Genomic DNA, 20,171 nt, shown 5'->3' with positions numbered 1-20,171 from the left:
TGGACCTCCGCGCCACCCCCTCCCCCTTGAGTTTCTGCATCAGCTGCATCAGCGCTTTTCAGCGCTGAGCCCCTGTTCCAACACCGACAACCGCCTGCGGGCGGCGGCAGCGGCGGGCCCATCGCCCCTTTGATCGGCACGCTGCGCCGCCAGGGTCAGCCAAGCCAGCAACGGCCGTCGCCACCCCTGCGCAGAGGCGGCCTCCACGGCGGAGTCGACCACCTGCGGCGTTTCCCGGCCGGTTTTCACCCACACCCCCGCGGCCACCAGGCGCGACAGCGGATCGGCCAGGCCGGCTTGCGCAGCCGGGCCGGCCGCCCAGGCGCTGCGCTGCGGCTCGGGCAGGTGGGCGGCGGCGGTGCTGTCGATGGTGCCGGCCAGATAATCGGCATAGGCCTGGTCCTGCGGCGCGGCGTCGGCGCGCAGGGCGTCGAAGGCCGTGCACGGCTCCACCACCAGACTGGCGACCTGGGCGGCGCAGCGCATGAGTTCCACGCGTGCCAGCAGGTCGGGCCGCCCCGTGCGGGCCACTTCCGCCCGGGCCCGGGCCCATTCCAGCTGCGCGATGCGGGGCTCGCCCGACAGGTATGCCTCGGTGGCCTTGCGGGCCGCGCCGTGGGCATTCATCTGCCATTCCGGCGTGGGCGGCTTGGCCGAGCAGGCCCAAAGGGCCAGGCAGGGGAGCAGCGCGGCGGCACGCAGCACCGATGTGCGCAGCGGGGAAGACAGCAGGGGTTTCATGGCAGCTTGAGTTCCGTGTCGCGCGCAAACGGCCACTTGCGCTGGATGTCGTTGACCAGGCCCTCCACCTTGCGCAGGTTGCTCTCCACTTCGGCCCGCAAGGTGCCCAGGTCCGTGGTGGCTTCGCGCGCGTTGGCGCCGATGGCCTGGGCTTCGGCCAGCACGGCATCGACCCTTTTCAGGCTCTGGCGCGTGTCGGCCAACAGGCCGTTGAGCTGCACCACCGTGGCCCGCACCTCGGGCACGAGCCCCGGGTCGCCCGCCGCTCCGAACACCTGCCGGTCGGCCTTGGCGGCCATGCCGTCGATGCGCGACAGCAGCTGGTTGGTGCGGTCCAGCGTGGCGGTGATCTTTTTGGCGTCCGCTTCACTGCCCATGAGCACGTTGAGCGCGCCGCCCGGCGCATTCAGCCGCTCGGTCAGCGTGCGCACGTTGGACAGCGTGCCGCCCAGCGCGGCATCCTGGGCCGTCATCGCCTGCAGGTTGGACAGCAGTTCGCGCGCCGAGGCCATGAGCTGCGGGATCTCGGCCGTGGCATCGCCGCGCAGCACCGGGCGCTCGGCGCCGTCGGCCAGCAGCGGGTCGGTGAGGATGCCGCTGTAGGCCTTGATGGTGGTGCCGCCCACGATGCCGCGCACCAGCGTGAAGACACTGGACTCGCGCAGCCAGTGCGCGTCCTTGCGCGGCACGTCGATCAGGATGCGCACGTTGCCGTCAGGCGACAGCTCGATGCCGCGCACGCGGCCGATCGGGAAGCCCGAAAACGTCATGTCCATGCCGACCACCACGCCCTCGGAGTCGTCAGCCGTGAGCACCAGGCGCTGCGTGGGCTCGAAGACGCCCCGCGCATACAGCAGGTAGAACGCCGAGCCCACGATGAGCGCCAGCGTGAACAGGAGCAGCGCCGCGGCCTTGCGCTCCAGGTTCGCCACCGGGCGCTGCGCTTCGAGCAGCGCCTCGCTGGCGGCATCGTCCGCTTCGTGGGAAGGGGGCCGCTCAGCCATGGCGCGCACCGCCGTGGGCCCGCGGGCCAAAAGCGCCCGCAGGGAAGGTGTCTGGGTCGGGCATGAAAACGTTTCCTCGGTGAGGCCACGGAGCGCAGCGCGGGCCATGGCCGGTGTCGTTCGTCATATGGGTCACGGAACGAGTTAGTAGTAATTGCCCAGCAGGGACGCGACTTCGATCAGCAGCAGCACGGCGAACATGCGCGCGAGCCCGCCCAGTTCGGAGCCATGGCGGCCCCGGCCGTCGCCGTTTTCGTAGAGCCCCGCCGCCATGGGAATGAGGGCCACGGCCAGGCTGAAGAACAGGGTCTTGAGCACGAACACCAGCGTGACGGCCGGCGTGAACACCTGGCCGAACATGCGCGTGTAGCTCGGCAGCCCTGCGGTGTTGAGCCCATACACCCCGAAATAGGCCATGGCGAGCGCGACCACGCACGACAGCGCCGCGAGCGTGATGCTGGCGTAGATGCCGGCCACCACCCGGGGCAGCAGCTCCACGCGGATCGGGTCGGCGCCGTGCCGGCGCAGGCTGTCCAGGCGGCCGGCCTGGCGCATGAGGGCGAGCTGGGTGCCGTTGGGGATGGTGGTGCGCATGGCGACGAAGAGCGCGGCGGTGAGCGGGATCAGCTCCAGCACCAGCACGCGGATGACCATCTCCAGCGCGTAGCGCGACAGGCCGTAGCTCAGCGCCGTGACGACGACGATGCGGGTGATGACCAGGCTGACCAGCGCCGCCAGCACCGTGAAGCCCAGCAGGATGGGCGCCGTGTCCTGGTACATGTGCCGCGCGAGCCGCCAGCGCGTGGCGCGCCCGTAGCTGGACGGCGAGAGCATGAGCACCAGCGCCACCGACCCGAGGTGCACGATGCGCCACCAGGCCACCGCCCAGCCCCGCGCGCCACGCCAGATGCGGTCGATCAGCGAGGGGGACGGCAGGCCGGCGATCATGCGGGCATCATAGTGGATGGGCCGACGGCGATGCGTAACAAAATTGGCCTCCAGCGCATATTCCACTAGGGCGTTCCGCTATCAATTTCATTGCAATGCGGGTGGTGACCGGGGGTGACGCGGCCTGGCGTCACACGTGCCGTTTGGCCATCGGCGCGGGCGGCGGCACGGTTTCGGCATCGGCGCGGGCGTGCAGCGCCTCGATCACGCGGCAGCGGCCGGCATCGGTGCCGTCGCAGCGGCCGCGCAGCGACAGCAGCTCTTCCTCCAGCGTGCGCAGCTCCTGCAGCCGGGTGCGCACATGCTGCAGGTGCTCGTCCAGGGTGTCGCAGGCCGCGTGGTCGGCCGCTGCGCCGCTGTGGTCCAGCGCCAGCAGGGTGCGCACCTCGTCCAGCGACATGTCCATGGCCCGGCACAGCCGGATGAAGCGCAGGCGGTGCACCTCGTCCGCGCTGTACAGGCGGTAGCGGTTATCGGCGCGGGCCTGCTGGGGCAGCAGGCCTTCCTTCTCGTAATAGCGGATGTTGGCGGCCGGCACGCCCGACAGGCGGGCGGCATCTCCGATACGGTGGCAGGGGCTTTGGGCAGACATGGCTTGACCTTCGAGCGGCTTCAAGGTTTTCAATCATGGCACGGCGGCATCGCGCGCGCCCCGACACACCAGGAAAACCATGACAAAACACAGCCACGACCTTTCCCCTGCCGGCCACGATGGCCATGGCCACGCGGGGCACGGCCACGGCCCGACGCCGGCCCCGGCCTCCGCCGCCGCCGCCCGGCCGGCCACCGCACCCCGCATCGACGTGTCCTGCTGCGGTGGCGGGTGCTCTAGCACCGCGCCCCAGGCCGGCGCGAAGGCGGCAGCCGCTCCGGCGGGCGAAGCGCACGGCGACCACGGCCATGCCTCCGAAGGCGACCACGACGGGCACGACCACGGCGCCCTGCCCGGCTGGGGCCGCCTCGCCGCCGCCCTGGTGGCGGCCACCGGCGCCGAGCTGCTGCACCTGCTGGGGCCGGACACCACGCCGTGGCGCGTGGCGGGCATGGGCGTCGCCGCGGCGGCCATCCTGCTGGCGGGGCTGGGCATCTACCGCAGCGGCCTGCGCTCGCTGATGCGGGGCCAGTTGGGCATCAGCGCGCTGATGGCGGTGGCCGTGACCGGCGCGTTCCTGATCGGCCAGTGGCCCGAAGCCGCCATGGTGATGGCGCTGTACGCCCTGGCCGAGCGCATCGAGGACCGCGCCGTGGGCCGCGCCCGCGACGCCATCGGCGCCCTGCTGGCGCTCAGCCCCGACCAGGCCGACGTGCGCGGCCCGGACGGCCAGTGGCGCACGGTGCCCGCCGCCGACGTGGCCGTGGACAGCACCGTGCGCATCCGCCCCGGGGGCCGCGTGCCGCTGGACGGCGTGGTGACCACCGGCCGCAGCGCGGTCGACGAATCCAGTGTGACGGGCGAGAGCCTGGCCGTGGACAAGGCCCCGGGCGATCCGGTATATGCCGGCACGCTCAATGCCCAGTCGGAACTGGAGTTCCGCGTGACGGCCGCGGCCGGCCAGACCACGCTGGACCGCATCATCCGCGCCGTGGAGCAGGCCCAGGGCGCCCGAGCGCCCACCCAGCGCTTCGTGGACCGCTTCGCCGCCGTGTACACGCCCGCGGTGTTCGCCATGGCCGTCGCCGTGGCCATCGGCGCCCCGCTGCTGTTCGGCTGGATCTGGCTGGATGCGATCTACCGCGCGCTGGTGCTGCTGGTGATCGCCTGCCCCTGCGCGCTGGTGCTGGCCACGCCCGTCACCGTGGTGAGCGGCCTGGCCGCCGGGGCCCGGCGCGGCATTCTCATCAAGGGCGGCAACTGGCTGGAGCTGGCCCGCGGCGTGCGCGCCGTGGCCTTCGACAAGACCGGCACCGTGACCGCCGGGCGCCCGGTGCTGGTGGGCCGCGATTCCTTCGGCAGCGATGGCGCCCAGGATGTGGCGGCGGCACTCGCCGGGCGCTCGGACCACCCCGTCTCGAAGGCCATCGCGGCCGGGCTGGGCACCCCCGCCGGCCTTCCCGAGGTGGAGGATTTCACCGCCCTGCCCGGGCGCGGCGTGCAGGCGCGCATCGCCGGCGCCACCTGGCTGCTGGGCAACCGCCGGCTGGCCCAGGAAAAGGGCCTGTGGACCGACGCCGTGGAGGCCGCCGCCGCCGCGCACGAGGCTCAGGGGCGCAGCGTCACGCTGCTGGCCGACGGCCAGGCCGTGCGGGCGCTGTTCGCCGTGGCCGACACGCTGCGCCCAAAGTCTGCGCAGGCCGTGGCGGACCTGCGCGCGCTGGGCATCGTGCCGGTGATGCTCACCGGCGACCACGCCGCAGCGGCCCAGGCCGCCGCGCGCGAGGCCGGCATCGACGAAGTGCAGGCGGGCCTGCTGCCCGAGCAGAAGCTGTCGGCCATCGCCGCGCTGCAGCAAAAGCACGGCATGACGGCCATGGCGGGTGACGGGATCAACGACGCGCCAGCCCTGGCCAAGGCCGACATCGGCTTCGCCATGGGCGGCGCCGGCACCGACGTGGCGATGGAGACGGCCGACGTGGTCATCATGAACGACGACCTGCGCCGCGTGGCCGAGACCGTGCGCCTGTCGCGCCGCACGCATGCCGTGCTGATGCAGAACATCGTGCTGGCACTGGGCATCAAGGCGGTGTTCTTCGGCCTGGCGCTGGCCGGGCACGCCACCATGTGGATGGCCGTGTTCGCGGACATGGGCGCCAGCTTGCTGGTGGTGGCGAACGGCCTGCGCATGCTGCGCAGCGAATCGCTATCAAAACAATAGCACCCGGCACAATCGAAACCCCGGCACAGGCCCGTTTTCGCTGGATTTCCTTGGCGCAGCCCGCCGGCCCGGGGAGGGGCCGGTCCGCGGCCTTCCCGGGCGGACGGCGCGCTGGCGGCACGGCCGGCCCGGATTTCGCTCTTTGAAGGTCGCGCTTCGCACATTCGCGTGCGGGCGCAGGCGCAGCGTGGGGTAATCATGGGTTCGACACCTCCTAGAATCCGCCCACCTTCTTCAACGGCGCCAGACCGCGAGCCCTTCAAGAGGCCCCGTTCCCCGGCCACGCCGCCCCCTCTTCCCGCATGAGCACCTCCGCCCCGCCCACCCCGACATCCCCGCCCACCATGGTTCCCCACACCGCCACCGAAGACACCGCCGCCCTGTTTACGGGCGTGCTGCTCATTTCGGTGGGCGTGGGCTTTTTCGGCAGCGCCGGCCTGCTCACGGGCGGCACGGCGGGGTTGGCCTTTCTGTTGCACTACGCGACCGACATGGGCTTCGGCAAGCTCTTCTTCCTGCTCAACCTGCCGTTCTACTGGCTGGCCTGGCGCAAGATGGGGCGCAGCTTCACCCTGAAGACCTTCGTGGCCGTGGTGCTGCTGTCGGTGCTGACCGAGGCCCAGCCGGGCCTGATGGAATTCGTCGCGCTGCAGCCGCTCTATGCCGCGGTGGCGGGCGGGCTCATCACGGGCACGGGCTTTCTGGTGCTGTTCCGCCACCGGTGCAGCCTGGGCGGCATGGGCATCCTGGCGCTGTACCTGCAGGACCGCTACGGCTGGCGCGCGGGCAAGGTCCAGATGGCGGTGGACTGCTGCATCGTGCTGCTGGCGCTGTTCACGGTGGACCCCATGCGCGTGCTCTGGTCCATTGCGGGCGCCGTGGCGCTCAACCTGGTCGTGGCGATGAACCACCGCCCGGGCCGCTACATGGCCATGTAGCCGGCGCAGGCTCCGCCCGGAACTCCCGCAACGCGGGGCTATCATTCCCGGCTATGCGCCGCGGCATGTTCCTCTTTCTCATCGTGCTCATGGCCCTTCGGGGCCTGGCGGGCAATGCCATGGCGGCCGGCATGCTGCCGGCGGTGGGCACGGTGGTGCATGCGGCCCATGCAGCGGCCGAACCGCGATCCGGCACGTCCCCGGCGCACACCCTGCACACCGCAGCGCCCTCCGATGCCGCGGCGCTGCCGCCCTGCCATGGCGAGGCCACCGCCCCGTCGGCCGGGGCCGCGCAGGCGCCCCACGGTGGCGCCGACGATGCGTCCCCCCATACCAGCCAACACGCCCATGACGGCGGTTGCTCGGCCTGCGGCATCTGCCACTCGGCCATGCTGACGCCCCCGCTGGCGGACCCCGCGCGCACCGCGCTGCCCCGCGCGCCCCTGCCCCTGGCAGAGCGCCGCTTTGCCAGCGCCCTGGCCGCGCAGGCCATCAAGCCACCCATTTCCTGAGCCCCGACGCCCGAAGTGCGTCCGCGACCCGCACCCGCCACCGGCGGCGCGCGGATCGGCGGCCGCTGGTTTCGCCCTTGCTCAGGAGATCGCCGTGCGCGCCCCCTCGTCCCTTTCCGTTCGTTCTTCGCTCCTGCGCGGTGCCCTGGCCGCCGCCGCGCTCTTGCCGCCATGGCCGGCCCTGGCCCAGGCCCCCGGGCCGGTAGCCGACCCGCTGGCACCTGCCGGTGCGCTGGTCCACCGCAGCGTATTCACCACTGCCGCGCCGCCCGTCGAAACCGGCACGGAGGCCTGGCGCGATGCGCAGGCCGCCGTGGCGGCCACGCCGCGCGGCCATGCCGACATCGTGGCGTGGGAAGCCCGCCAGGCCGCGCCCTCGGCGGCATCGGCAACGCCGACAGCAGGCCACGGTGCGCACCACCACCCACCCTCCGCCCGCCTGCCCGCACGGGGGACGTCATGACCGCGCCCCGCACCGCCGCCTGGGGCGCGCTGGCCGCCGCCCTGCTGCTGGCCGGCTGCGCCAGCGTGTCGCCCGACGGCCTGCGCAGCCAGGTGCAGACGCTGGCCGATGGCCGCAGCGCCGGCGTGGCCGCGCCCGCGCTGCCCTCCGCCGACCCCGCGGCGCGCGCGCGGGCCGACGCGGCCATCGTGCAGTGGCTGGCCGGGCCGCTCGCCGCCGACGACGCTGTGCGCATCGCCCTGCTGCGCAACCCGGGCCTGCAGGCGCGGCTGGCGGCCCTGGGCGTGGCCGATGCGCAGCGCGTGCAGGCCCTGACCCTGCCCAACCCCACGCTCACGCTGGGGCGCTTTCGCAGCGGGCACGAGCGCGAGATCGAGCGCACGCTGGGCCTGGGCCTGATCGACCTCGTCACCCTGCCCTGGCGCACGCGCTGGCAGGGCCAGCAGATGGAGCAGGCCACGCTGGACGCCGCGCAGGACGTGGTGCGCCTGGCCTTCGACACGCGGCGCGCCTGGCTGCGCGCCGTGGCGGCCGAGCAGGTGGCCGCCACGCAGGAGCGCATGCACGAGGCGGCCGACGCCGGTGCCGAACTGGCGCGCCGCATGGCCCGCGTCGGCAACTGGAGCCGGCTGCAGCAGGCCCGCGAACAGGCGCTGTGGGCCGACAGCGCCGCCCAGCTGGCCCGCGCGCGGCTGGACGCCGCCACCGAGCGCGAGCAGCTGTCGCGGCTGATGGGCTTGTGGGGACCGGCTGCGCACTACACGCTGCCCGACCGGCTGCCCAACCTGCCGGTAGAGCCCGAGGCCAGCGAAGGCATCGAGGCCCGGGCCCTGCGCGAACGGCTGGACGTGCGCGCCGCGCGGCTGGAGCTGGACCGCGTGGCCGACACCGAAGGCTTTGCCGGCGTGGCACCCTGGGCCGGCGGGATCGGCTTGGCCTACACCCGCAACACCACGACCGAGCAGGACACCGGCCACGCCGACGTCAAGCGCGGCTGGGAGGTGGAACTGGCCGTGCCCCTGTTCGACTGGGGCGGCGCCGCACGCTCCCAGGCCCGGGGCCGCACGCTGCAGAGCGCGGCGCAGCTGCAGGACGTGGCCCTGCGCGCCCGCAGCGAGGCGCGCACCGCCTGGCTGGGCTACCGCACCGCCTACGACCTAGCGCGCCAGCAGCGCGACGCGGTCGTGCCGCTGCGCCGCTTCATCAGCGAGGAAACCACCCTGCGCTACAACGGCATGCTCGCCAGCGTCTGGCAGATGCTCGCCGAGGCCCGCGCCAGCAGCCAGGCCGTGGCCAATGCGCTGCAGGCCCAGCGCGACTTCTGGCTCGCCGAGGCCGACCTGCAACGGGCCCTGGCCGGCACCTCGGGCGGTGCGTCCAGCGCCGTCGCATCCACCGCCCTGCCCGGTGCCGCCGCCGGCCGCGCCGCCAACCCCGAATCCCAAGGCCACTGACATGAAACGCCGCCACTTCTTCTCCGGCGCCGCCACTGCCGTGGCCGCCGCCTCCGTGGGCCGCGCCGCCCTGGCCGCGCTGCCCGAAATCCCCCAGCACGGATCGGCCGACACCGCCGTGCCGCCCGCGCCGCCCACTGGGCGCCCGTTCCGCCCCGTGGTCACCCTGAACGGCTGGAGCCTGCCCTGGCGCATGAACGCCGGCGTGAAGGAATTCCACCTGGTCGCCGAGCCCGTGGTGCGCGAGTTCGCACCCGGCTTCGTGGCCCACCTGTGGGGCTACAACGGGCAGAGCCCAGGGCCCACGATCGAGGTGGTCGAGGGCGACCGCGTGCGCATCTTCGTCACCAACCGCCTGCCCGAGCACACCAGCGTGCACTGGCACGGCCAGCGCCTGCCCAACGGGATGGACGGCGTCTCGGGCCTGAACCAGCCAGCGATTCCCGCGGGCAAGACTTTCGTGTACGAGTTCACCGCGCGGCGCCCGGGCACCTTCATGTACCACCCGCATGCCGACGAGATGACGCAGATGGCCATGGGGCTGATGGGCCTGTGGATCACCCATCCGCGGCTGGATGCGCGCGGGCGCCACCCGCTCATCGCCACGGCCGACCGCGACTACGCCTTCCTGCTCAACGCCTTCGCCGTGGAGGCCGGCACGCGCACGCCGCGCGTGAACGAGATGACCGACTTCAACATCTGGGCCTGGAACAGCCGCGTGTTCCCGGGCATCAGCCCGCTGGTCGCGCGGCGCGGCGAGCGGGTGCGGGTGCGCGTGGGCAACCTCACCATGACCAACCACCCCATCCACATCCACGGCCACGAATTCGAAGTGACCGGCACCGACGGCGGCGCGGTGCCCCCCGGCGCCCGCTGGCCCGAGGTGACCACCGACATCGCGGTGGGCCAGATGCGGCAGATCGAGTTCGTCGCCGACGAGCCCGGCGACTGGGCCGTGCACTGCCACAAGAGCCACCACACCATGGGCGCCATGGGCCACGACGTGCCCACCATGATCGGCGTGGACCACCGGGGGCTGGTGGCCAAGATCCAGAAGATCGTGCCCGACTACATGGTGATGGGCGAGCGCGGCATGGCCGACATGGGCGCCATGGAAATGCCGCTGCCCGAGAACACGCTGCCCATGATGACCGGGACCGGCCCCTACGGCCCGCTGGAGATGGGCGGCATGTTCAGCGTGCTCAAGGTGCGCGAGCACCTGGCCGCCGGCGACTGGCGCGACCCGGGCGACTACGTGCAGCCACCCGGCACCCAGGCCTGGGAATGGCAGGGCGCCGCGGCGGACCTGCCCCCCGCGCCGGCAGCCCCCGCCGCTTCCACAGCGCCGCAGGCCGGGGCCGCCACCGTGCGCAAACCGGGCCCCGGCGGCACCGGCCACGCCCATTGACCGGCCATGCAGGCAACCTCATATGCTATTAATTTAATAGCAATATACCCTAGAAGAATATGAACTGGAGCCGTTTTTTACTTGAAACCCGGGTGGACACCCCCACCCACCGAAAGGACCCTGCCATGCCCCTGACCCCTCCCGCCGCTGGCGCCGCCCGGCCCCCACTGGCCGCGCGCCGCCGCGCCCTGCACGGCATCGCCGCCTGGGGCGCTGCCGCCGCCCTGCCCTGGCCGGCCTTCGCGGCGGGCCCGCAACCCATTGCCATCGAAGTCTGGAAGGACCCCAGCTGCGGCTGCTGCCAGGACTGGGTGGACCACATGCAGGCCAACGGCTTTCGCGCCACGGTGCATGAGACCGGCAACGCCGCCGTGCGCAGCCGCCTGGGCCTGCCGCAAAAGCTGGGCTCGTGCCACACGGCACTCGTCGGCGGCTACCTGATCGAGGGCCATGTGCCGGCCGCGGACGTGCAGCGCCTGCTGCGCGAAAAGCCCAAGGCCCTGGGCTTGGCCGTGCCCGGCATGCCGGTGGGCTCGCCGGGCATGGACGGCGCGATCTACGGCGGGCGCAAGGACGCCTACGACGTGCTGCTGGTGGCACACGGCGGTGCCAGCACCCGCGTTTTCAGCCACTACCCGCCATCCAAGGATCCCGCATGACCCGCCGCCCCTCCACCCCGGGCCGTGCCGCCCTTTCCCCTTTCATCGCCTTCATCGCCTCCATCGCCTTCTTTGCCCTGGCGGGCGTGGCCCCCGCGCAAGCGTCATCGCACGGCCAGGCCGGGCACGATGGACATGCCGGCCACACCGCCGCGGCAGCCGCCCCGTCCGATGCGGCGTCCACCACGGACACCGCCACCGCGGTGGACGCCGAACTGTCCCAGGGCGAGGTCGTGCGCTGGGACCCGTCGGCCGCCCGGCTCACGCTGCGCCACGGCGAACTGAAGAACCTCGCCATGCCGCCCATGACCATGGTGTTCCGCCTGCAGGACCCGGCGCCGGACCTGCCGCTCGCGCCCGGCACGCCGGTGCGCTTCCATGCCGAGAGCCAGCGCGGAGCGCTCGTCATCACTCGCATCGAGGCGGCCCGCTGAAGGCCGCCGGCGCGGCGCCATAATCGCCGCCCATATGACCGCAGCAACCCGTTCGGCCAGCGACGCTGGCAGCATTACCCGCGTGGCGGGCATCGAGGTCGGCCACTACACCGACGCCCGCCGCCCCACGGGCTGCACTGCCATCCTCGCGCGCGAGGGCGCCGTAGGCGGCGTCGACGTGCGCGGCGCCGCGCCGGGCACGCGCGAAACCGACCTGCTCGCGCCCTCCAACCTGGTCGAGAAGGTGCATGCCGTCGTGCTCGCGGGCGGCAGCGCCTGGGGCCTGGAGGCCGCCACCGGCGCCGTGCGCTGGCTGGAGGAGCGCGGCGTGGGCCTGGACGTGGCCGTGGGCCGCCTGCCCATCGTGCCGGCGGCCGTGCTGTTCGACCTGCTGGTGGGCGACATGCGCATCCGCCCCGACGCCGCGGCCGGCTATGCCGCCTGCGCCGCCGCGTCGCGCGACGATCCGGCCGAAGGCAACGTGGGCGCGGGCACCGGGGCCGCGGTGGGCAAGCTCTTCGGCATCGGGCGCGCGATGAAGGGCGGCATCGGCACGGCCTCGGTGTCGCTGGACGGCATCACCGTGGGCGCGCTCATCGCCTGCAACGCCGTGGGCGACGTGATCGACCCGCACACCGCCCGGCCCGTGGCCGGCGCACGCTCGGAAGACGGCCAGCGGCTGATGGACACGCGGCGCGCGCTGCTGGGCGGCGTGCCGCCCGAGCCCGTGCTGCCCGGCACCAACACCACCATCGGCGTGATCGCCACCGACGCGGTGCTGACCAAGGCCCAGGCCCACCGCCTGGCGGTGTCGGGCCACGACGGGTTGGCGCGCAGCATCAACCCCGTACACACCCAATTGGACGGCGACACGCTATTCACCCTGGCCACCGGCGCCACGGGCCGCCACGCGGGCATGCTGGTGCTGACCACCATGGCGGCCGAGGCCGTGGCCCGCGCCACGCTGCGCGCCGTGCAGGCCGCGCAGTCCCTCACCACCCACGAAGGCCTGTACCTGCCGAGCGCGGCGGACCTCGGCCGATGAACGCCTTCGCCGCTCGCTCCCGCACCGTCACGCGACGGGTGCACACGGCGCTGCTGAACCTGCGCGACCTGATCCTGTCGGCCGGTCCGCTCGCCTTCCTGGCGGTGGGGCTGCTGGTGCTGGCCTACTGGTGGCTGCAGCCCGCGCCCCCGAAGCGTGTCACCCTGGCCACCGGGCCCGCGCAGAGCGCCTATGCGGACTTCGGCCAGCGCTACCAGAAGGCGCTGGCGGCCGACGGCATCGAGGTCGTCCTGCGCGAGACGGAAGGCTCGTCCGCCAACCTGCAGTTGCTGCGCAGCGGCGAGGCCGACCTGGCCTTCGTGCAGGGCGGCACCGGCGAACTGCGGCCCGAAGACGCCGACGCCCTGGAATCGCTGGGCAGCCTGTTCGTGGAACCGGTGTGGATCTTCTACCGCACCGAGGCCGCGCGCCGCGTGGTCAAAAGCGGCCGGCTCGACAGCCTGGCGCAGCTGCGCGGCCTGCGCGTGAACGTGGGCACCGCGGGCAGCGGCGTGCCCACGCTGATGGAAAAGCTGCTGGAGGCCAACCGCATGGAGCCCCGCGCGCTGCGGCTGTCCGAGCTGGGGCAGACGCCGGCCACGGTGGAATTCCTCGCGGGCCGGCTCGATGCGCTGGTGTTCGCCTCGGCGCCGCAGTCGCTCATGGTGCAGATGCTGCTGCAGACGCCGGGCGTGCGGCTCATGGACTTTCCGCAGCACGAGGCCTACGGGCGGCGCTTTCCGTTCCTCACGCCCGTCACGCTGCCCCGCGGCGTGGTGGACCTGGCCGGCAACGTGCCGCATGCCGATGTGCGGCTGGTGGCCTCCACCACGTCGCTGCTGGCGCGCGAGGGCACGCACCCGACGCTGCTGCAGCTGTTCGCGCAGAACGCGCAGTCCCTGCACGGCAGCGCCGGCTGGTTCAACCGGGCTCGCGAGTTTCCGAGCACCCGCCATAGCGAGCTGCCCATCGCCGCCGAGGGCGAGCGCGCCATCAACGAGCCCGCGCCGCTGCTGCAGCGCTACCTGCCCTTCTGGATGGCCAACCTGATCGAGCGCATGTGGCTGGTGCTGGGCATCCTGCTGGCCGCCATGCTGCCGATGTCGCGCGTGGTGCCGCCGCTCTACCAGTTCCGCGTGCGCTCGCGCGTGTTCCGCTGGTACGGTCGCCTGCGCGAGATCGAGGACGAAATGGACGCCGGACAATCCGCGCCCCAGGCGCTGCACGAGGCCCTGGACCGGCTGGAGGCGCAAGTGGAAAAGGTGAGCGTGCCGCTGTCGTATGCCGACGAGCTGTACGCGCTGCGCAACCACATCCAACTGGTGCGCAAGAAGCTGCGCGCGGCGCCGGGCGGCGCGCCGGCTAGCGCGGCCTGACGGGCTTGCCGGCGCCCTTGCCGCGCTGCGCGCGGCCGTGGGCAGCCGCCACCGCGGGCGGTGGGCCGGGCAGCACCCGCAACGCCCCTTCGGCCATCAGCTTGTCGCGCATGCGGCGCGTCATCGACTGCGTGCTGCCGTCGGCCGCGGTGAACAGGAACAGCGTGTGGTGCGGACTCGACCAGGTCAGTTGCGTGTGCACGGCGCGCTGGTTGGAGATCAGCTCGACCCAGCTGCCCAAAGGAAAGTCGTTGGTGGCCTCGGCGCCGCTGGCGGCGGCATCGCCGCCCTCGTCGGCCACGCCGGGTTCGTGCAGCGAGCCATAGAGCGATTCCGGCGGCACGATGGTCTCCATGCCGTCCGGCTCCTCGGCGGACGCACCGGCCGGCTGCAAGGCCAGGCTGGCGGCACGCTCCATCGCGGCCTGGTGCAGGCCGGCGATGCGCTCGAGCACGGCGCCTGCCATGGCCTCGGCATGGCCCACGCTGTCCAGGCCCTGGCGCACGGTGCCGAGCATGCGCGTGACGGTGCGGCCCAGCCGCTCGGGCTCGGCCGCAGCCACCTCGGGCTGGGCGATCCAGAACAGCTCGGGCACCAGGGCGAGGTAGCCGCCGGGGTCGCCATCGGCACTGCCGGGGTCGTCCATCTGCGCGAGCGCCACCACGTCGGCCCAGGGGCCGGCGGCGAAATCGAGAATGTCTCGGGGCACCTGGTCCGCCCCCGCCAGCGCGCGGATGTCGGCCGCGATGCGCTTGGACAGGGCCTCGCGCTGCTGCACGCGCAGGGCGGCCTGCCGCTCGGCCTCCTGGGCCTCGCGCAACTGGCGCTCCTGCGACGCCCAGGCCGATTCGAGCGCCGTCAGCACCGTGGCGAAGGTGTCGGCGTCCTGGCTTTCGCTGGTGGCCAGGTGGCTCACCGCCTCGTCCACGAGCCGCATGAAGCGGTCGAAACGGGGGTCGGCATCGGATTCGAAGTCCAGCGCGCGCTGCGTCAGCTCGTCCAGCAGACGGCGCGCGGGGTGCTTTTCGTCGGTGAAGAACCGCCGGTCGTGCCGCACCAGCTGCTTGATGGCGGGCCGCAGGTTCTGCACGGCCCGCTGGATGGGCGGGGGCAACCGCTGGTCCTGCGCGATGTTGTCCATCATGCGGCTCACCACCTCGGTGGCCGTGCGCGATGGCGAGGGCGGCGCGGGGGCGGCGACCGTCGCCGGGGCCGCGACGGCCGCAGCGCCGCTCCAGGCCCCCAGCGCCGCGGGCTGGCTGCCGGCCAGCCGGCCCACGAGGCGCTCCAGCTGGGCGATGTCTTCCATCGCCTCGGCGGCCGCCGCGGAGCTGGGCGCGAAGTAGTCCGAGCCCCCAGCGCCCATCTGCGAGCTGGCAGGGCCTCCGCCGCGGGCCTCGGTCCAGGCGGCCGGCTGTGAGGGCACGCCGCCGAACGCGGCGACGGGCGCCATGCCGTAGGCGAAGGCATCGCCGGAACTGGCGAGCATCTGGCGCAGCATGCCCACGGTCAGCAGGGCTTCCTCGGCCTCGGCGGCGAGCGGCATGCCCAGCGAGGCCGGGCCGCCACCCACGCCCATACCACCGGGCATGCCGTACTGGCTGGGGTATGCGCTGGGATGAGGCGCGCCGTAGCTGCTCACGGGGCCGCCGTAGCCGCCGCCGTGGCTGCTGGGATACGCGCCGCCGTAGCCGGTGGCACGCCCCGCTGATTGGCCCGCCTGCCCCGCCACCGCGTAGCCCACCGGGGCGATGCCGTTGTCGCGAAGGCTCTGGGCGGCGGTTTTGTAGACGGAGACGAGTTCGTCGCCCAGCACCTTGCGCATGTGGGCCATCCACACCTGGCGGACCTCGGCGGACACGCCCGTTTCGCCCACCACCTGCTGCAGGGCGCGGATGTAGTTCTCGGGGCGCAGGGGATTGCGCTCGGGCTGCACGCGCTGCAGGCCCTGCGCGGAGCTGACCAGGGTGTTGAGCTCGGCCAGCGTGGCCTCGGTGGCGTGCACCGCGATCTGCTGGGCCCGCGACAGCTCGACCTGGGCCAGCACCTCGGACTCGTCCATGAGCGACAGCTCGCCGAAGTCCATGCCCGTTTCGTCGCCCGGACGGGCGCGCGGGTTGGAGGGGCCCTCGGCGAACACCTCCAGCAAGGCCATGGGGTAGGCCTTGGCCAGGGCGTCCTCGTGCTGCTTGATCAGCCGCAGCGCATCGGCCAGCAGCGTGCGCTGCTGGATGTTGCGCTCGGTGGACTCATCGCTGGCCAGCGCCCCCTGGGTCACGCTGGTCAGCCGTCCCATCAACGCCTCGCCCTGCCGCACCGCGTTGACGACGCAGGCACGAAAGACCGTTCTGGACCGGGACGCGGGCAGGGACATGGTGGCGGGCGAGGAAAAGCGGCAGCAGCGACGATCCTAACGGGTTGTTGCTTACTTGAGTGCCTTGTAACGCATGCGCTTGGGCTTTGCGCCCTCTTCGCCCAGGCGTTTTTTCTTGTCGGCTTCGTATTCCTGATAGTTTCCGTCAAAGAACACCCACTGGCTGTCGCCTTCCGCGGCCAGGATGTGCGTGGCGATCCGGTCCAGGAACCAGCGGTCATGGCTGATCACCAGCACGGTGCCGGCGTATTCCAGCAGCGCGTCTTCCAGGGCGCGGAGGGTTTCCACGTCCAGGTCGTTGGAGGGCTCGTCCAGCAGCAGGACGTTGCCGCCCGCGATCAGCGTCTTGGCCAGGTGCAGGCGCCCACGTTCGCCGCCCGAGAGGCTGCCGACCTTCTTTTGCTGGTCCGAGCCGTTGAAGTTGAAGCGGCCCGCATAGGCGCGGCTGGCCATCTGGAACTTGCCGACGTTCAGGATGTCCAGGCCGCCGGAGATGTCTTCCCACACGGTCTTGTCGTTGCCCAGCTCGTCGCGGTGCTGGTCCACGAACGCCATCTTGACGGTGGAGCCCACCACCACCTGGCCGCTGTCCGGCTGCTCGCGGCCGGCCAGCAGCTTGAACAGCGTGGACTTGCCGGCGCCGTTGGGGCCGATGATGCCCACGATGGCGCCCGGGGGAACGCTGAAGCTCAGGTCGTCGATCAGCACGCGGTCGCCGAAGGACTTGCTGACGTTATGGAACTCGAACACCTGCTGGCCCAGGCGCTCGGCCACGGGGATGAAGATTTCCTGCGTTTCGTTGCGGCGCTGGTATTCGAAATCGCTCAGCTCCTCGAAGCGGGCCAGGCGCGACTTGCTCTTGGCCTGGCGGGCCTTGGGGTTCTGGCGCGACCATTCCAGCTCTTTCTTCAGGGCCTTCGCGTGGGCCTCTTCGCTCTTTTGCTCCTGCGCCAGGCGGTCGCCCTTTTGCTCCAGCCAGGTGCTGTAGTTGCCCTTCCATGGAATGCCGCGGCCGCGGTCCAGTTCCAGGATCCATTCGGCGGCGTTGTCGAGGAAGTAGCGATCGTGGGTGATGGCCACGACGGTGCCGGAAAAGCGCTTGAGGAACACTTCCAGCCACTCGACCGACTCGGCATCCAAGTGGTTGGTGGGCTCGTCGAGCAGCAGCATGTCGGGCTTGGACAGCAGCAGGCGGCACAGGGCCACGCGGCGCTTTTCGCCACCGGACAGCAGGCCAATCTTGGCGTCCCAGGCGGGCAGGCGCAGGGCGTCGGCGGCGATCTCCAGCTGGTGCTCGGAGTCGGTGCCGGCCGTGGCGATGATCGCCTCCAGCTGGGCCTGCTCGGCCGCCAGGGCGTCGAAGTCGGCGTCTTCGGCGCCGTAGGCCACATAGACCTCCTCCAGGCGCGCCTTGGCCGCGAACACCGCGCCCATCGACTCTTCCACGCTCTCGCGCACGGTGTGCTCGGGATTGAGCTTGGGCTCCTGCTCCAGGTAGCCGATGGTCAGGCCCGGCATCGGAATGGCTTCGCCTTCGATTTCCTTGTCCACGCCGGCCATGATCTTGAGCAGCGTGGATTTGCCCGAGCCGTTCAGGCCGAGCACGCCAATCTTGGCGCCTGGGAAGAACGACAGGGAGATGTCTTTCAAGATCTGCCGCTTCGGCGGCACGGTCTTGCTGACGCGGTTCATCGAATACACGTATTGGGCCATTGGCTTTCTTTCCTTAAATGGGGGCTGCGCTGCCGGGGGTGCACGAGCGGCCGGGGAGGCCTGCCGGAAAAGCGCGTTCAGGCGGATTATCGGATGCTTTGGCGCCGGCGCTTTCGGCAACCCCGCAACGCGGTGCCCGCGCGCGACAGTTTGCCCCAGGGGCGGCCCGCCCGCGCCGCCTGCGTAAAGCCCCGGCCGCCGGCGGGCATCTCGTGCCACAATAGCGCCCAGCCACCGGCTCCAGTGATCGGTGGCCTCAGCAACCTGCTGGGGACGACGAAGCCGCCATGCGGTGTTCTGGCTCCCATTCGTGAATCCCATCTGCCTTGACTGGCCGCAGCCCCGACATGGGTCCTGCGACAGGCCGATGCCCCCAGCGCCCGGACAGGGCGTTTCCTTGAATGAACTTTGACGAACTGAATCTGGCCCCAGCCATTCTGAAGGCCGTGCACGAACAGGGTTACGAAACCCCGACCCCCATCCAGGCACAGGCCATCCCTGCCGTGCTCGAGGGCCACGATCTGCTCGCCGGCGCACAGACCGGCACCGGCAAGACCGCCGCCTTCACCCTGCCCATGCTGCACCGCCTCTCGCAAGGCACGGCCCCCAAGAGCAAGTTCGGCGGCAAGGGCGTTCGCGCCCTGGTGCTCACGCCCACGCGCGAACTCGCCGCCCAGGTCGAGGAATCCGTGCGCGACTACGGCAAGTACGTCGACATCTCGTCCACCGTCGTCTTCGGCGGCGTGGGCATGAACCCGCAGATCGACCGCATCAAGCGCGGCGTGGACGTGCTGGTCGCCACCCCCGGCCGCCTGCTGGACCTGCAGCAGCAGGGCTTCCTGGACCTGTCCACGGTCGAGATCCTGGTGCTGGACGAAGCCGACCGCATGCTGGACATGGGTTTCATCCACGACGTGAAGAAGATTCTCGCCCTGGTGCCCAAGGACAAGCAGAGCCTGCTGTTCTCCGCCACGTTCAGCGACGAGATCCGCGAGCTGGCCAACACGCTGCTCAAGAACCCGCAGAGCATCCAGGTCACGCCGCGCAACACCACGGTGCAGCGCATCACGCAGGTGATCCACCCCGTGGGCCGCGGCAAGAAGAAGCAGGTGCTGCTGCACATCATCCAGGAGCACGACTGGAGCCAGGTGCTGGTGTTCACCCGCACCAAGTTCGGCGCCAACAACGTGGCCGAGTTCCTCACCAAGAACGGCGTCAACGCCATGGCGCTGCACGGCAACAAGAGCCAGAGCGCCCGCACGCAGGCCCTGGCCGGCTTCAAGAGCGGCGACATCCGTGCGCTGGTGGCCACCGACATCGCGGCCCGCGGCATCGACATCGATGAGCTGCCGCACGTCGTCAACTACGAAATCCCCAACGTGTCGGAAGACTACGTGCACCGCATCGGCCGCACCGGCCGCGCGGGCGCCAGCGGCCAGGCCGTGAGCCTGGTCTGCATGGACGAAGAGGGTTTCATGATGGAGATCGAGCGCTTCACCAAGCAGGATATCCCGGTCCAGATCCTCGACGGCTTCGGCCCCGAGCCTGGCGAGAAGGCCGAGCCCATCGCCATGGGCCGCCAGACCATCTGGGGCGGCGCGGGCAAGCCCCCGAGCCGCGAAGTCATGCATGCCGCCGCCAAGGCCGCCCGCAGTGAAATGATGGACCGCATCCGCACCAACAAGGCCACGCAGGGCGGTGGCGGCGGCGACCGGAGCGGCAAGCCCGCAGGCGGCGGCGCACGCTCCGGCGGCGGCCCCCGCGCCGCGGCCGGCGAAGGCGGCGGCAACGGCGCTCCCCGCGGGCGCGGCGGAAACGGTCCGCGTGCCGGCGGCCCTGGCGGCAATCCCCGCGGTCCCGGCGCGCAGGCGGCCGGACGTGGCGGCCGCGGCCCCGGCGGCGGCAATGCCGGTGCTGGCGGCTACGGCGGTGGCAACGGCGGCGGTGGTGGCGGTGGCAACCGCTTCGACGACGGCCAGCCACGCCGTGAGAACGCGCACCTGGGTACCCAGACGGGCGGCCATCTCGGCGCCCCCCGCCATGCCGGTGCCGGCGGCGGCCAGCCCGACCCCATGCGCACGAGCGTGGACAGCATGGCCGGCTCCGGCCGCCGCGGTGGCGGTGGCTACCGCAGCGGTGGCGGCGGTGGTGGTGGCGGCTACGGCGGTGGCGGCAACCGCGGTAATTCCGGTGGCGGCTCGCGTGGCGGCCCCCGGGGTGGTGGCGGTGGCGGCTACGGCCGCTGAAGCACCGGCCCCGCCCGTGCACGGCCGCAGCCGGCCCGCGCCC

At 72.0% G+C, this 20,171-nt stretch carries 17 protein-coding genes; 11 read left to right on the top strand and 6 right to left on the bottom strand.

What is annotated here, in order from left to right:
• Positions 1-48: 48 nt before the first annotated feature.
• The 4 genes from M5C96_RS08350 to M5C96_RS08335 all read right to left on the bottom strand — a co-directional run bounded on the left by M5C96_RS08350 (position 49) and on the right by M5C96_RS08335 (position 3,285).
• Entirely contained in the window at positions 49-741 is a 693-nt protein-coding gene (locus M5C96_RS08350; protein ID WP_272568477.1) for a hypothetical protein, read from the bottom strand.
• Positions 738-1,745, bottom strand: a complete 1,008-nt coding sequence (locus M5C96_RS08345) for an MlaD family protein (RefSeq protein ID WP_272568476.1) — start codon at positions 1,743-1,745, stop codon at positions 738-740. Before M5C96_RS08345 ends, M5C96_RS08350 begins: the two co-directional genes overlap by 4 nt.
• Before the next feature lie 144 nt (positions 1,746-1,889).
• Positions 1,890-2,693: an MlaE family ABC transporter permease gene (locus M5C96_RS08340; protein WP_272568474.1), complete on the bottom strand. Its 804-nt coding sequence runs from the start codon at positions 2,691-2,693 to the stop codon at positions 1,890-1,892.
• Positions 2,694-2,823: 130 nt separating this feature from the next.
• Complete coding sequence (locus tag M5C96_RS08335; protein WP_272568473.1) at positions 2,824-3,285, bottom strand: MerR family transcriptional regulator; 462 nt, start codon at positions 3,283-3,285, stop codon at positions 2,824-2,826.
• 79 nt (positions 3,286-3,364) lie between these two features.
• Between M5C96_RS08335 and M5C96_RS08330 the strand changes: the two genes are divergently transcribed.
• From M5C96_RS08330 to M5C96_RS08285, 10 genes are all read left to right on the top strand, one after another.
• On the top strand, positions 3,365-5,506 hold the full coding sequence (locus M5C96_RS08330; RefSeq protein ID WP_272568471.1) for a heavy metal translocating P-type ATPase: 2,142 nt from the start codon (positions 3,365-3,367) through the stop codon (positions 5,504-5,506).
• A gap of 344 nt (positions 5,507-5,850) precedes the next feature.
• Positions 5,851-6,444: a YitT family protein gene (locus tag M5C96_RS08325; RefSeq protein WP_442867370.1), complete on the top strand. Its 594-nt coding sequence runs from the start codon at positions 5,851-5,853 to the stop codon at positions 6,442-6,444.
• Positions 6,445-6,509: 65 nt separating this feature from the next.
• The gene (locus tag M5C96_RS08320) at positions 6,510-6,956 is read left to right on the top strand and encodes a hypothetical protein (protein WP_272568468.1); all 447 of its coding nucleotides are present in this window, start codon (positions 6,510-6,512) and stop codon (positions 6,954-6,956) included.
• A 94-nt stretch (positions 6,957-7,050) separates the two neighbouring features.
• On the top strand, positions 7,051-7,419 hold the full coding sequence (locus tag M5C96_RS08315; protein ID WP_272568467.1) for a hypothetical protein: 369 nt from the start codon (positions 7,051-7,053) through the stop codon (positions 7,417-7,419).
• Positions 7,416-8,873: a TolC family protein gene (locus M5C96_RS08310; protein WP_272568466.1), complete on the top strand. Its 1,458-nt coding sequence runs from the start codon at positions 7,416-7,418 to the stop codon at positions 8,871-8,873. The genes M5C96_RS08315 and M5C96_RS08310 overlap by 4 nt, the downstream gene beginning before the upstream one ends.
• A 1-nt stretch (position 8,874) precedes the next feature.
• On the top strand, positions 8,875-10,281 hold the full coding sequence (locus M5C96_RS08305; RefSeq protein ID WP_272568465.1) for a copper oxidase: 1,407 nt from the start codon (positions 8,875-8,877) through the stop codon (positions 10,279-10,281).
• A 125-nt stretch (positions 10,282-10,406) separates the two neighbouring features.
• Complete coding sequence (locus M5C96_RS08300) at positions 10,407-10,940, top strand: DUF411 domain-containing protein (RefSeq protein WP_272568464.1); 534 nt, start codon at positions 10,407-10,409, stop codon at positions 10,938-10,940.
• Positions 10,937-11,374, top strand: coding sequence for a copper-binding protein (locus M5C96_RS08295; protein WP_272568463.1), 438 nt, complete (start codon positions 10,937-10,939; stop codon positions 11,372-11,374). The genes M5C96_RS08300 and M5C96_RS08295 overlap by 4 nt, the downstream gene beginning before the upstream one ends.
• Positions 11,375-11,408: 34 nt before the next feature.
• The gene (locus M5C96_RS08290) at positions 11,409-12,419 is read left to right on the top strand and encodes a P1 family peptidase (protein ID WP_272568462.1); all 1,011 of its coding nucleotides are present in this window, start codon (positions 11,409-11,411) and stop codon (positions 12,417-12,419) included.
• Positions 12,416-13,795, top strand: coding sequence for a TAXI family TRAP transporter solute-binding subunit (locus tag M5C96_RS08285; protein WP_272568461.1), 1,380 nt, complete (start codon positions 12,416-12,418; stop codon positions 13,793-13,795). The genes M5C96_RS08290 and M5C96_RS08285 overlap by 4 nt, the downstream gene beginning before the upstream one ends.
• Here M5C96_RS08285 and M5C96_RS08280 read toward each other — a convergent pair.
• Both M5C96_RS08280 and ettA read right to left on the bottom strand, forming a co-directional pair.
• A complete protein-coding gene (locus M5C96_RS08280) occupies positions 13,782-16,169 on the bottom strand; it encodes a DUF1631 family protein (RefSeq protein ID WP_272568459.1) in 2,388 nt (795 codons plus the stop codon). The genes M5C96_RS08285 and M5C96_RS08280 overlap by 14 nt on opposite strands.
• Positions 16,170-16,220: 51 nt before the next feature.
• Positions 16,221-17,882, bottom strand: coding sequence for an energy-dependent translational throttle protein EttA (gene ettA, locus M5C96_RS08275; RefSeq protein WP_272568457.1), 1,662 nt, complete (start codon positions 17,880-17,882; stop codon positions 16,221-16,223).
• A 401-nt stretch (positions 17,883-18,283) separates the two neighbouring features.
• Between ettA and M5C96_RS08270 the strand changes: the two genes are divergently transcribed.
• On the top strand, positions 18,284-20,128 hold the full coding sequence (locus M5C96_RS08270; RefSeq protein ID WP_272568454.1) for a DEAD/DEAH box helicase: 1,845 nt from the start codon (positions 18,284-18,286) through the stop codon (positions 20,126-20,128).
• The last annotated feature ends 43 nt before the right edge of the window (positions 20,129-20,171 follow it).

This window comes from Acidovorax sp. GBBC 1281, from assembly GCF_028473645.1.
Taxonomy (GTDB): Bacteria; Pseudomonadota; Gammaproteobacteria; order Burkholderiales; family Burkholderiaceae_C; genus Paracidovorax.
The sequence above is the reverse complement of the archived record's forward strand: the minus strand, read 5'-3'. Positions and strand labels throughout refer to the sequence as shown.